General features: G+C 60.8%; 13 protein-coding genes. All 13 read right to left on the reverse strand.

The genetic code is table 11. The annotated features are described in order from the left end of the window. Positions 1–64: 64 nt before the first annotated feature. Positions 65–1,723, reverse strand: a complete 1,659-nt coding sequence (locus HER32_RS06675) for a hypothetical protein (protein WP_168681326.1) — start codon at positions 1,721–1,723, stop codon at positions 65–67. After that, positions 1,723–2,403: a hypothetical protein gene (locus HER32_RS06680; RefSeq protein WP_168681327.1), complete on the reverse strand. Its 681-nt coding sequence runs from the start codon at positions 2,401–2,403 to the stop codon at positions 1,723–1,725. The genes HER32_RS06675 and HER32_RS06680 overlap by 1 nt, the downstream gene beginning before the upstream one ends. After that, on the reverse strand, positions 2,381–3,667 hold the full coding sequence (locus tag HER32_RS06685; protein ID WP_168681328.1) for a DNA modification methylase: 1,287 nt from the start codon (positions 3,665–3,667) through the stop codon (positions 2,381–2,383). The genes HER32_RS06680 and HER32_RS06685 overlap by 23 nt, the downstream gene beginning before the upstream one ends. A 2-nt stretch (positions 3,668–3,669) precedes the next feature. Beyond that, positions 3,670–4,320, reverse strand: a complete 651-nt coding sequence (locus HER32_RS06690) for a hypothetical protein (RefSeq protein ID WP_168681329.1) — start codon at positions 4,318–4,320, stop codon at positions 3,670–3,672. A gap of 86 nt (positions 4,321–4,406) precedes the next feature. Next, complete coding sequence (locus HER32_RS06695) at positions 4,407–4,619, reverse strand: hypothetical protein (RefSeq protein WP_168681330.1); 213 nt, start codon at positions 4,617–4,619, stop codon at positions 4,407–4,409. 3 nt (positions 4,620–4,622) lie between these two features. Continuing rightward, complete coding sequence (locus HER32_RS06700) at positions 4,623–5,153, reverse strand: hypothetical protein (RefSeq protein ID WP_168681331.1); 531 nt, start codon at positions 5,151–5,153, stop codon at positions 4,623–4,625. Positions 5,154–5,204: 51 nt separating this feature from the next. Next, on the reverse strand, positions 5,205–5,528 hold the full coding sequence (locus HER32_RS06705; RefSeq protein WP_168681332.1) for a hypothetical protein: 324 nt from the start codon (positions 5,526–5,528) through the stop codon (positions 5,205–5,207). A gap of 93 nt (positions 5,529–5,621) precedes the next feature. Further along, a complete protein-coding gene (locus tag HER32_RS06710) occupies positions 5,622–6,620 on the reverse strand; it encodes a hypothetical protein (RefSeq protein WP_168681333.1) in 999 nt (332 codons plus the stop codon). Between the two features lie 65 nt (positions 6,621–6,685). Further along, positions 6,686–7,138: a hypothetical protein gene (locus HER32_RS06715; protein ID WP_168681334.1), complete on the reverse strand. Its 453-nt coding sequence runs from the start codon at positions 7,136–7,138 to the stop codon at positions 6,686–6,688. A gap of 31 nt (positions 7,139–7,169) precedes the next feature. Continuing rightward, positions 7,170–8,105: a S49 family peptidase gene (locus tag HER32_RS06720; RefSeq protein ID WP_168681335.1), complete on the reverse strand. Its 936-nt coding sequence runs from the start codon at positions 8,103–8,105 to the stop codon at positions 7,170–7,172. A gap of 112 nt (positions 8,106–8,217) precedes the next feature. Continuing rightward, positions 8,218–9,567 carry an SGNH/GDSL hydrolase family protein gene (locus HER32_RS06725; RefSeq protein ID WP_168681336.1) on the reverse strand — a complete coding sequence of 450 codons (1,350 nt, stop codon included), beginning with the start codon at positions 9,565–9,567 and terminating at the stop codon, positions 8,218–8,220. Then, positions 9,567–10,394: a hypothetical protein gene (locus tag HER32_RS06730; RefSeq protein WP_168681337.1), complete on the reverse strand. Its 828-nt coding sequence runs from the start codon at positions 10,392–10,394 to the stop codon at positions 9,567–9,569. The genes HER32_RS06725 and HER32_RS06730 overlap by 1 nt, the downstream gene beginning before the upstream one ends. Before the next feature lie 11 nt (positions 10,395–10,405). Continuing rightward, the gene (locus HER32_RS06735) at positions 10,406–12,001 is read right to left on the reverse strand and encodes a fibronectin type III domain-containing protein (RefSeq protein ID WP_168681338.1); all 1,596 of its coding nucleotides are present in this window, start codon (positions 11,999–12,001) and stop codon (positions 10,406–10,408) included. Between the last annotated feature and the right edge of the window lies 1 nt (position 12,002).

Below are 12,002 nucleotides of genomic sequence, written 5' to 3' on the forward strand. Positions count from 1 at the left end.
GCAAACAAAAAGCCCCGACCGTGAGGGTCGGGGCTTCGCACTGGGCGACATCGATGTCGGGCAGTTACAAGACGATCAGGCTACTGAAGTCCACAGTGCCTCCTACTACCTCCGTGCCGATGCTGAGCATGTGCAGGTCGACGTTGTCGGTGAAGTGGGTGGCATGGTGCGCTGGGAAGTTGGGGTTCTTCTCGCTGGCCTTAACCTTCATGATGCGCCCCTTGCGGTCCTGGCTCACGGGCGCGAAAAGCATAGCCTGCACCACATCCTTGCAGTTGGTCTTATTGAAGCGCAGGCGTAGGCGCTTCGGATCCTTCTCCCCTAGTAGCTCCTGGCCCAGCAGATAGCGCATAGGGTGCCCAGGCATACGACCCAACCCATAACGCCGGATACGCCAGCCCTTAGCCTGGAATGCGCGCATGAGCTGCTCATTGAGGGTAAACTCACTGTCTGGCCGACGCGCATCGCCATACTCCTCATCAGCTAAGAACTCGATCTGCTTATTCAGATGGAGCTCATAGTAGGCGCAGAACTGATCCACTAGGTCACGAATAAAGCCTGGATGCTTTACATAGAGTCCCTTCAGGAAGCGGTACTCGCCCTTATCCAGGTGAGGCTGCCCTACCACCATGGTGGTAATGGTAGCCCCCCAGTCCACCGATACGCGCAGGGGCTGATTGGTGCGGCAGTCGCTATCCATCAGGCTATTCTGCTTACCTAGCTTCTTCAGGTTGAAGCCCAGACCCTGCACGTAATCATCGTCATCCGCATCAACTACATGGCGGGCCTGATTGAGCTGCGGATAGAAGCCCCCCTCGACCGTGGTGGGCCGCCGGTTCATAATCTCGATCATGAACGTGAAGTCGGTCATGAATCGGCGCTGGTCGACCAGGTACTGGAGGCCCAGGTTCTTGATGTTATCGAAGGCGTTGGCCTCCGAGTAGAACGTGCCCTTGGTAGCCGCTGAGGGGAAATAGCGGATATCCTTCAGCAGCTTCACCACCTCCGTCGACCAGATATGCAGGCGCTCCTCGTCGCTTTGGGCGTCGATGAAGCGCACCTGGGCATCAATCAGCTCATTCTGCCGTTTTACCAGGTCAATGCCCTCATTTTCGTAGTACTGCGACTTATCCAGCAGCCAGCGGCCATTATCGCCCCAGGGCATCGACGAAAACAGGAAAACGCCGTGGTGCTTCGGGTTTTTGCCGAAATACTGCCCATTTCCCCGGTTGGTGGCTGATAAGTCAGCATCGAGCTTCTGCTTATCGAAAAGCAGGGCCTCGTCGCCAAGAAAGCCATCCACGTTCAGACCACGCGAGGCCGAACCACCGGCATCGAGCGAAACCAGGTGGAAACCGGTGCCATTCTTGAAAATGATGAAGTGGTCATAGCTCAACGGCCCCTGCAGCGGCCGATCCCAGCGCAGGGCCGGTGGTGGGCGCCGGCCGACGTAGAAGTCCCGATCCAGCTTGTAGCCCAGCGCCTCCAGCCCGGCAATGGTCGAGGGCAAGGTGCGCGTGAGCACCTGCTTGTAGGTCGAGCCCACAATCACCCAGCAGCTGCGGGGCATGGTCTGCACGATTTCGTGCATATCCCAGGCAATGATGGTCGACTTGCCTGCACCACGCCCCCAGAGGCTGACGCCCTCCTTCTTGCCCTTGGCCGTGATGTAACGCAGCTGCGGCTGGTTAAACTGCAGTTTTACCTTGTCGACGATAACCACTAGCTGGCCCCTCCTTCCTTCCGCTCCTGAAGCATCACTTGCATCTCCTCAGCACCGAAGTATTGCTGCTGCACGGCTTCCTGGATCAATTCGAAGTCCGCATCCTGAATATCCTGCGCGTTGCTCAGGTCGAAGGTCTTGGTTTTGCCGCCGGCCAGCGTCAGGTTAATGACGTAGCTGGTGCTGCCACCACCGGCAGCCACCTCATCCTGGCCCGAGTCGGCCCGGAGCAGGCCGGCCACGTTGGCTTCGAACTTCATAGCAGCCAAGGCCGCCCGCATATCCGGGGGCCGCTGCGTGAGGGCCAATTGCAGAATCTTACGGGCAAACTCCAGCAGGATGGCCTTGCGGCCCTCCTTGCGCACCTTCTTCAGGTCGCCCATCAGGTTCTGCGCATCGGCCAGGCGCCGGTAGCACGTCGCGCGACTGAGCCCGCCAAACTGCTTGCTGAGCAGTGGCCACGCCTGGTCGAAGGTATGGTAGTTGCTCAGCAGCGCGTAGGCGGACTCAATCTGCTGGTTAATGAGCTGGTCGGCCGGCGAGAGGCGGTTCAATGCCCCCTTGTCGCCATTCGCTTCGGCAATGCTGGCCGCGTAAATACGCTCCACGGCCGTGGACTTGTGAAGCTCCAGCTGGTCGGCCGCCGGCTGCAGGTCTTTAGGCAGCGTCGGCGTTGACATACTCGTCTAGTTGGGCATCGGTGAGCTCCTCCCCGTTGCGGGTGATAGTAAAGCGACGCTGGTTGTCGCGCATAAACTTGATGTAGCGACGCACATGCACGTCGACGTAGCGCGGATCCAGCTCGATGCTGTGGCAGCTGCGCTGCAACTTCTCGCAGGCAATGAGCAGCGACCCGGAGCCGCCGAAGAAGTCGCCCACGATATCATCCTCCCGGGTGGAGCACTCCAGCAAGTACTCCAGTATCTCCAGCGGCTTCATGGTCGGGTGCTCGGCATTGCGGGAAGGCCGGTCGAAGTTGAGCACCGTCGTCTGCTTGCGGTCGGAGTACCAGGGGTGCGCGGCGCCCTCCTTCCAACCATACAGAATGGGCTCATGCTGCCAGTGGAAGTCCTGCCGGCCCATCACGAACGACTGCTTTACCCACACCAGGCACTGGCTCAGCTTCAGGCCAGCATCGATAAAGGCCCGGCGGAAGTTGGCCCCCTCCGAGTCAGCGTGGAACACATACAGGGGCGCACCGGGCGCCATAAATGCGTAAGCGTTGCTGTAGAAGTCGTAGAGGAACTGGTAGAACGAGGCATCATCCATGTCGTCGTTCTCAATCTTCAGCGCATCCTTCGTTTTGCCCTCATACTTGACGTTGTAGGGTGGGTCGGTAATCGTGGCTTGCAGCAACTTGCCGCGCAGCAGCCGCTCCACCACATCCGCTTCCGTCGACGAGCCACACACCAAGCGGTGCTCCAAGCCTCGGCCAATGCTCTCGAAGGTGTACTCATCACCCAGCACCGATATCGGTACCGCCGGCGGCGCCGGATCAAACTCCTCCTCCTCGGCCGGCGGCAAGGTGATGGCCGTCAGGTCAGCCAGCTGGGCCAGCGCCGATGCATCCAGGATGCCATCCAAGTTCAGGTGGCTGAAGTTATCGAGCAGGCTCTGGTAGTCCCACTGGCCAGCACCGACGTTGCTGGTGATGTTGTACTCATCCAGCTCCTCTTTCGTGAGCTGACGATTGGGCACGCGCACGTCGATGAGTTCGTCACCGCGGCCGATATCCACGAGCACGGCCAGGCGCTGGTGGCCAGCCAGCACGACGTTATCGAGGTTGATGGCCGGAATCTCGGCCAAGTTGAACTTCAGGATGCTCCGGGTGAGGCGCTCCCGGCCTTCTTCGGTCAGGGTGCGCGGGTTGTAGCTCAGCGGCACCAGGTCACGCACACGGCGCTGCTGGGTGCTCCACTGCAGGGGAATCAGTTCTTCACTCACGACTAAGAATTTTTAAGGTTGATTTCGAGGGTTTGGATGTCGGCCTCCACTTGGGCCAGTTGGTCAGCCTTCTGTGGCTGCTTCCGGAGCTTGCTGCGCTGGCTGCGCAGGTTGTCGAGGCGCTGGCGCATCTCGCCCGCGTCGGTCAGCTCACCGGCCGGCACTTTGCCCGGCAGGCGGCCATGCTCCAGCACGTGCGCTTCCGCCTCGAGCAGCTGCGTCACCTGGTCGGTAAGGGCCACGATGCGGGCCACCATGGTGTAGCGGTCTTTGCGCGCCAACCGAGGGGCCGTGAGCTGCGCATGGAGGCGGCTTCGCTCATCGCGGGCTACGCGCAACTCGTCACGCACCTTCGCCAGCGCCGGCGAGGCAGAATGGTCGACAGCAGGCGTTGCGGCTTTGGGCGCCGGATCCGGGGCCACAACGGGCGCAGGCACCAATGCGCGGGTAACCGGGCCAACGGCGGCCGACGTGGGCTCTGTGGCCACGATTTGGCGCAACTCGCGCACGAGTACTTGCCGGCTGTAGCTCGTCTCGCCCAAGGTGAAGAGGTGCTTGTACGCCTGGCTGGTACCAGCCGCAGCATACAGGGCCACACCATCGGCAAAATCCTGCGCAGAAGACAGCCAGGAGACGATTTTCGAGAGTTCCATGCTTCGAAATTGCCAGGTACTGCCTCGGGGAAAAAGGACGAAAAAAGCCCCGACCACTGGCCGGGGCTTTCCTCTTGTCGTGTTGCTTATGCCTGGGGCTTCTTCCTGCTGGGCCGCTTTTTCTTCAGCACCAGGTAGGTGAATCGGCTGTCCTGCACCAACTCATCGGCCTGCTCCAGCGTGAGCTGGGTCAGGTCGATGTTGCGGCCCAGGCGCTGCGAGATGACGAGCGTAGGGACGATGGTGCAGCTGTACTTCTCCGCTACCTCGGGCCGCAGTTGGTTTGGGGTCGTAGCCATTGCTTAGACAGCCGGCTTCATCGTGATGTCGCCCTGGTACAGGAACAGGCCGGTGGCATACGCCTCGCCTTTCACCGTAAACCCACGACGACCAGAATCTAGCTTAGCCGAGCTGTAGTCAGCCGACAACTCGCAGGGCAGGCCTTCGGTGCCCACCTGCAGGTAGCCACCATCCGGATCCGGCACCAGCATGATCAGGCCGATGTTCTTCACCTTGTTGGCGAATTCCAGAGCCTCAGCCTTGTTGCCTGGGTGGAAGCCTTCGAAGTTAATCTTCAGGCCGCGGCCATCACGCTCCCCTACCACAGCGGCTTTCAGCTCGTTCGAGGCCAAGGTGATGTACACCTTCACAAAGCCTTTGCCAGCAGCAAAAACGTGGTCGGCCACGATGACGGCAGTAGAGCCAGCAGCGCCAGCCACTTTGGGGGCCTTGGCAATGGTGGTGAAGTCCTCCTCGGCCGCAATAAGCACGTAGCCAAGCAAGCCAGGCGTGTTATCGGCCCCATTCGGGCCTTTCAAATCAAACAGATCCATCTGCGTTAAATTTAGAATGTTACTGGATCGGGTTTCGGTCAGGGACTGGGGCTACTCGGCAGCCGGCTTCTCCGCCTTCTGCACCAGCACCAGCAAGCCGCTCTCGGCCTCGATGAGGGCTTTCACCACCTCGGGCTTGCCGGCCAGCTCCTCGGCCTTCACCAGCTTGCCATCGAAGGTGAACTGATTGGCCAGCACGCTGTACTGCTTGCGGTTGTGGGTCACCACAGGCCGCTTGGTCTCAGCCGAGGCCTCAGCGGCCTGCAGCTGCTCAGCCTGCTCCTCGATGATTTGTTTGTTGGCGGCCAGCTCGGCCTCCAGTTGAGCGATGCGCGCCTCGGGCGTGAGGGTGGCGGTTTGGGTATTTTCTGCCATGACGGGGCTAAATTTTGCTTCTTGAAAACGGCTTAACTCTTTCTCTTCCATAACCAAGGGCCTCCCCGCTCACGCAGGGAGGCCGTTCGTCGATTAGGTGGTCGACACGTCCTGGTCGTTGGTGAACACCGCCTCCAGGAGTGGGAAGCCCACACCCTTGTAGAAGTCGGTGAAGATGGCCACCTGCCGCTTGGCGCTTTCGATGCGCACGGTGCGGGTGTTGGCCGTCTTCTTGGTCAGGCGCTTGCGGTTGGCCGCCGGCGTGGCCCAGATCTTGGCCGAGCTGCCCATGGAGGGCAGGCCCACCACCGAGTGGTTGGTAAACTCGATCGGAATGCGCACCAGCTCGGAGCCGTTGCCGGCGATGATCGGCTTAGCACCCGTGAAGTTGTTGTCGCTGCCGTACTTCTTCTGGCGACCCTTGGCGTAGCGCCGGGCCAGGGTGGTGTTCATGCACACCTCCATAGCAATGCCCTGATAGCGTACCGAGAAGCCCTCCACGAAGGCCTCCACGTAGTCGCAGAACTGCACGCTGTCGGTGGGGATGGCGCCGAGCACCAGCGGGGTGATTTTACCGGCGGCAATGGCGCGGTTGATGATGATGCGAATACCGTCCATGCCGGTACCGGCGGCACCAGGCGTGCCGCCGGTGGGGGCCACGAACTTGCCGAAGTAGATTTCATTCAGCTCGTAGTCCTCATCCATCTGGTTGAAGACGTGCTGCTCTACCAGGTAGCGCACGAAGGGCCACTGGGCGCGGTCCAGGTTGTTGTCGGCCAGGAAGCCGAGCCACGAGGCCTCCAGCTGGTCGGGCGTCTCTTCCAGGTCGACCTTGAAGGGCGTCTGGGTAAGCAGAATCGGCGTGGCCGTGGTGGTGCCCAGGGGCGTCCAGCCTTTCTGGAAGGGCTGCAGAATGCGGCTCAGCTGCGTCTGCGCCATCTGGTACGACGTGTCGTCGGTGGGCAGCAGGCCGAACAGCGCCTCCGTCTGCGAGGAGATGTAGGGGCGGCTGATCAGGCGCGCCAGGTTCTGGCCCCCATCGCGGTAATAGTTGCCGTATTCGGTCAGGATGTCGGCGATTTGGATTGACATGAGTGTGTAGGCAAAAAGTGAAAGAAGGGGCCATAACGGCCGGATTTACGTGGGTTTAGGGGGCCTTAGCCGAAGATGGGGTGGCCGGCTAGCGCTTGGTTGTGGGGCAGCGAGTCGATGGCTTTCTGGTGCTCGTCAGCGGCAGCCTCGTCCACGTCACTCTTGCCATTTTCCTTGCCAGGGTTGGTGTGCTCCGCACCCGGTTTGCCACCGAGTTCCGTCACTTTGGCGTTGGCTGCGGTAAGGTCTTTCTGCAGCTGCGCCGACGTGGCTTCAGCCGTTTCCCGAGCCTTCTGCTCATTGGCAAGGGCCGTTTCAGCGGCGTCCACGCGGCCAGCCTTCTGCTCCAGCTCGTTGAAAGCGGCGCTGGTGATGAGGGCGGCGCCCGTCACGCCAGCTTCTTGCAACTCGGAATTAGCTGCCTCAGCCTCTTCGGCCGAAACAGTTTCCTTCCCGACGAGGGCCATCATGGCTACCCCGAATACAGCGGCAGTAGCGGGTCTTTGAAAAAGTTTCATAGGATATGTGGGGTGAAAAATGAAGTCAGGGTTAGGCAGCACGTTTTACTTGCACCAGGCGCACGCACTCGCCCAGGGCCTCTTCGAAGGTGCCGATGCCGTCAATCAGGCCGATTTCCCCGGCCCAGGTAGCGTAGCCGGTTTTGCCGGCCGAAGCGCCGGACTTTTCGAAGGCTTTGAGGTCGAGGCGGCCAGCGCGGTTGGCCTTAACGGCGCCCAGGAAGCCGGCAGCAATGGCCGTCAGGTTGGCCTGAACAGGTTTGTAGTCGCCCTTTTTGGCCGCGGCGAAGTCGGCATTCTTCTGCGTGCTCTGCTCGGCGTACACCTCGTGAAACACCACGCCCATCTTCTCGAAGTAGGGCTGCAGGTCGGGCCAGCTGGCCATCACGCCGATGGAGCCGATGGTGCAGGTCTCGTGCGTGACGAGGATGGTGTCGGCTGCGGAGCCAATCCAGTAGGCGGCTGAGCACATCAGCCCATCCTCACAGAGGGCCACGACGGGTTTGCCGGCAGCCTGACAGGCCTTCACGCCGTCGACGACACTCTGAGTGCCGAACACTTGCCCACCAGGGGAGTCGACGCGCATCAGCACCGAATGGATGTCAGTATCCTTGGCGGCCCGCTGCAGGTCGCTGGCCAGCGTCATCAGCCCGCGGGGGCCACACTCCTGGTCGGCTTTCATCAGTGGGCCCGTCACGCCCATCACGCGCACATTCACCACATCGGGCTGGCCACCCGGGGTGGCGCTGGCCGTCGTCGGACGGGCTCCATAGGCGACGATGCCGCCGGCCAGTGAGGTGACGACGAAGTCTTGGGGTGCTGCTGCAGCGCGCAGTTCAGCGAAGTTTTCTCCCGAGGGCTGCGCGGTGCCACGCAGCAGGCCGGCCAGCAAAGGCATGTAGGACTGCGCGTGCTCCAGGGAGATCAGCCAGGGGGAAGCAAAAAGCCGGGAGGCGAATGCAAGCATCGTTTCAGGGTTGAAGTGATGCAAAACTGTCTGCCTTAGCCCCCGCGAAAAAGGACAAGAAAAAGCCCCATCCTGGACCAGGATGGGGCTGTATAATCAGAGTGCGGTTCGCTTACTCGTATAGCTCAATGGTTTCCACGTACCCGTTCGGGCTGGCGGCCGTGATGTAATACTCCAGCGTCTTTTCTTCCCCATTACTGGTAGGGTCATAGTAGTCCAGTATGAGGAAGGCGCTGTTGTTATTACTGGGACGGGCCAGCTGGGCTACGACGAAGCCATCCGGGTTGGATGCCGTTTTGATGCGGGCCTCGTAAGTGCCCTCAGTCACGCCCACCAGGTGCGGGAAACGGATGCCCTTCGTGGTGAACTTGATGGTTGCTTTCCTGCCCACGGCGCTGGTATAACGGTAGCGCAGGTCGCCAACGGCCGTCCAGTAGTTGCCCTCGTACACAATACGCGGGTCGTAGTAGCGTACTACTTCCAGCGCCTGCTGGGCCCCTGACCAGTTGGCGTTGTTGCTCGTCCACTCGCTGGGCGCTGCGCCGTTCTTATCCTTGAAGCGCACGCAGAACTGCCCGGCCAGCATCTTGTAGGGCGTGGTGATGTTGAGCGTGCCACCCGTCCAATCCTCCACCACGTAGCCGTAGTTCAGGCTAACCTGCACATCGGCCACGGTATAGCCAGCGGGCAGGTTCGTGATAGTCAGGGTGCGGTTAGCGGCATCCTGGGTAACGATAGGCTTGGCCGGCATAGGCCGCACGACGTTGGCCAGCGCCACCACAGCTTCCCCAATCCGCATACCTGCCGCCGTTTTGCCCGCATCCGAGTAGTGGATCTGGTCAGCTGCGAAATACTGTACACGGTCGGCATCAGCTGCTCCAACCTCGGTGGGATACAGGTCCAGCATCCGGGCTGCCCCCATAGCCTGCCAGTTGTCCAGTACATGCGTGCGGAAAGCGAAGTAGGTCGGGTTGGTTGGGTTGGTCGAGTACTGTTTCAGGCCCGGGATGCCAAGTACGACCAGATAGCCTTTCTTATTCGCCTGCCCAATGAAATCGGTGAGGTTGGCCACCAGCTGGTCTTTGGTCAGGCCCGGCAGGTCATTGGTGCCGAACTGGATGTAGATGATGTTGCGCGACACCGTGGGGTCGTAGCTCTGCTCCAGGATGTTGCGCCACCACTTCTTCGTGCCAGCTGTGGTGTTGCCAGCATAAGAGAGCACCCGCACAGCCGAGTACGTCGAGGCGCTGACGCCCTGCAGGTAGGTGCTCAGGGGCAAGCCGTCGTAGCTGGCCAGCGAGTCGCCATACCTGATGGTGTTCACTTTGCCCACACTGGCGGGCGTGACCGGCTGGACCGGCGCGTTCAGGTCGGTATAGACGCCTTCTGCGCTGATACCGAAGATTCGGCCGCGCGTTTTGAACGCGCGGCCGAGTACAGCAACGGAAATTGCGTTAGCCATTATTCCCAGATTGTGATAGAGTTGCTGGAAATCGACGCAATGGAGCCGGAAGGGCCACCGGATTTGTACACCTCGAACGTTTTTACCGAGGTTGTATTCGGGTGAACTTCAAACAACACCTGCCCTTGGACGGTGGAGGTAACCACTGCTGCAATTACCCCATCGACTACGAAGGTGTACTGGGCTCCTACATAGTTAGGATCCTGAGTGAACCGGATGCCTTTTTTGAAAGAAACCACAGCCTTGGCGTACTGGCCATTGTTCGGGCTAATGGCCGTCGTGTACCAGAAGTTGCCCGAGCCTTTGGGCCAGGCGGTGCCGGGGAACGTGATCAGCGGCGAGTTGTAGGCCAGGGTCGTAGGCGTACCGTTTTCCGAGGCTACAACTGGCACCCCGTATTTGCGGAAGTCCCAGCGCAAGATACCGTTGTGGCGCACAAAGCTCAGGACGACTTCATAGCCCGTAGCCAAGCCATTAATATCCCAGTCCACCGGCTTATTGCCTGGCACGGTGATGGTATAGCCGCCGGCTCCGGCAATGGTGACCACCAACCAGCCTATTTCGCCATCGTTGACGTTCTGCACATCGAGCGTCGTGTTGGAGTTAATCGTCCAGGAAGCCCGCCAGCCTTGCGAACGGTCCCAGACCGTCGTAGCGGCATGAGACAGCACGAGGCCGGTCGCACTTACCTCCGAAGGCTCGACGTACGTCGCTGCGGCAGTGAGCTTGGCGGCCTGCTGCGAGAGGTTGTTGCAATAGGCCGTTAGGCCTGGGTCGTTAATGGCTTTCGGCACATGGGTGAAAGCGGGAATAGCGGGAGCTGCCATGATGAAAAGGATTAGAAGATGTCGCGGAAATACTCGGTGAACAGGTCGCTGGTGTTGGTTGTGGCCGGCTTGGTGCGGGCGTCGGTCGTTGCATATTCGCTATCCTGATAGCCGGCGGCCTGCGACTTCACCCGGTAGTAATAGCGCGTGTCGGCTGTCAGCCCGGCGTCTATGATGGTCGTTTCGGGGCCGGTGTAGGCTACCACAAACCCGGAGAAGTTGCTGTTGATGCTACGCTCCAGCACGTAGGTAACGCCTGACTCGGGCGCATTCAGGGGCAGCAGCCAGCTCATCTGGTTTTCTGTGCTGCTGATGCCCTGGCCGAAGAAGTCACTGGTCGCATCCAGCTTTGGCGTGCTGGTTGGGCGGGTAATGATAGCGGAGGCCGTGCCGCTGCCCACGGCGTTCTTAGCCGTTACCGTAAACTCGTACACCTTGCTGGGTGTGAGTCCGGTCACAGCGACGCTGGTATTGGTGTTTACCCCATCGGCAAACAATGCCCAGGTCGCATCTCCCTGCAGGCGGTAGCGCACCTCATAGTCGGTGATGGGTGAGCCCCCATCTGCCGGCGGTGACCAAACCAGATCCATGGTGGTGGTCGTGGGCGTGGCAATAATGCCACTAACCTGCCCAGGCACCGTGTTGGCGCCCGTAACGGTGAAACTCACCGAGGCGCTCAGCTCCGAGGCCAGGCCCTCATTGTCGGTGGCTATGGCCGTGAGCTGGCGCGTGCCCGTCACAGAAGGGGTAATCACCACCGAGAAGTTCGGGCCGTTGCTGGCCACGCCGCGGCTCACACCATCCAGGAAGAATTCCACGGTGGCCACCGTGCCATCGGGGTCGGTAGCAGTTGCGGAGAGCGTGATGCTGTTGCCCGCGGCCACGCTAGGGGCCGAAGTACTGAGCGCGGTTACCGAGGGCGCCAGGTTGGCGGCCGTCACCGTCACCTGCTGGCTGGCCGAGAGCGTGGCGTTGCCGGAGTTATCCGTGGCCCGGGCCTGCACGGCGAAAGTGCCGACTTCGGTGGGCGCCCATTCGACGATGTATGGGGCATTTACATCCGTACCTACGCTGGCGCCATTCACCAGCAGCTCCGTCGCATTTACCAAGCCATCGGAGTCCGTAGCCGTGATGGTGGCCGTGATGGTCTCCCCTACCCGGACGCTGGCGCTGCTCAGCACGAAGGAAACGGACGGGGCGCTGTTGGCAGCTGGAGTAGTTCCCCGGTTCTGCAGAAGCCAGATATTGTAGCTGTGCTGATCTGAAAAGGCCGGGTGCGAGCCGTATGTATTGGCCGCTATCAGGGTAAAGGCATTGCCCACTGGCTCCCAGTGCGCAAGCTGCGTGCCCCACTCGGGCAAGGTGGCGGCCGTCACACCATCGGCTTTCTTGCACTCGGCCAGGGCCCGGAGCTTGAGCAGGCGCCCCGACAAGCCCGGCGCCTGCTGCTCACTCACTTCCTTGGTCAGGAAACGCGGCTTGCCTTCGTAGCGGTTGTTGGGTGCCAGCAGCTCGGCCAGGCTGTGCGCCCGGTAATCTGCGTCGTGGTTTTCATCCACGCCCATGTTGCGCGGGCTGGTCCAGATAGGAGAACCTTGAACAGACATA

Origin of the sequence: Hymenobacter sp. BT18 (assembly GCF_012273015.1) — a bacterium.
In the GTDB taxonomy this organism is placed as follows: domain Bacteria; phylum Bacteroidota; class Bacteroidia; order Cytophagales; family Hymenobacteraceae; genus Hymenobacter; species Hymenobacter lutimineralis.

Excerpts from the sequence above, each read along its gene's own strand:
- HER32_RS06680 (WP_168681327.1), bottom strand. The coding sequence starts at position 2,403 with ATGTCAACGCCGACGCTGCCTAAAGACCTGCAGCCGGCGGCCGACCAG.
- HER32_RS06690 (WP_168681329.1), bottom strand. The coding sequence starts at position 4,320 with ATGGAACTCTCGAAAATCGTCTCCTGGCTGTCTTCTGCGCAGGATTTT.
- HER32_RS06695 (WP_168681330.1), bottom strand. The coding sequence starts at position 4,619 with ATGGCTACGACCCCAAACCAACTGCGGCCCGAGGTAGCGGAGAAGTAC.
- HER32_RS06700 (WP_168681331.1), bottom strand. The coding sequence starts at position 5,153 with ATGGATCTGTTTGATTTGAAAGGCCCGAATGGGGCCGATAACACGCCT.
- HER32_RS06705 (WP_168681332.1), bottom strand. The coding sequence starts at position 5,528 with ATGGCAGAAAATACCCAAACCGCCACCCTCACGCCCGAGGCGCGCATC.
- HER32_RS06710 (WP_168681333.1), bottom strand. The coding sequence starts at position 6,620 with ATGTCAATCCAAATCGCCGACATCCTGACCGAATACGGCAACTATTAC.
- HER32_RS06715 (WP_168681334.1), bottom strand. The coding sequence starts at position 7,138 with ATGAAACTTTTTCAAAGACCCGCTACTGCCGCTGTATTCGGGGTAGCC.
- HER32_RS06720 (WP_168681335.1), bottom strand. The coding sequence starts at position 8,105 with ATGCTTGCATTCGCCTCCCGGCTTTTTGCTTCCCCCTGGCTGATCTCC.
- HER32_RS06725 (WP_168681336.1), bottom strand. The coding sequence starts at position 9,567 with ATGGCTAACGCAATTTCCGTTGCTGTACTCGGCCGCGCGTTCAAAACG.
- HER32_RS06730 (WP_168681337.1), bottom strand. The coding sequence starts at position 10,394 with ATGGCAGCTCCCGCTATTCCCGCTTTCACCCATGTGCCGAAAGCCATT.
- HER32_RS06735 (WP_168681338.1), bottom strand. The coding sequence starts at position 12,001 with ATGTCTGTTCAAGGTTCTCCTATCTGGACCAGCCCGCGCAACATGGGC.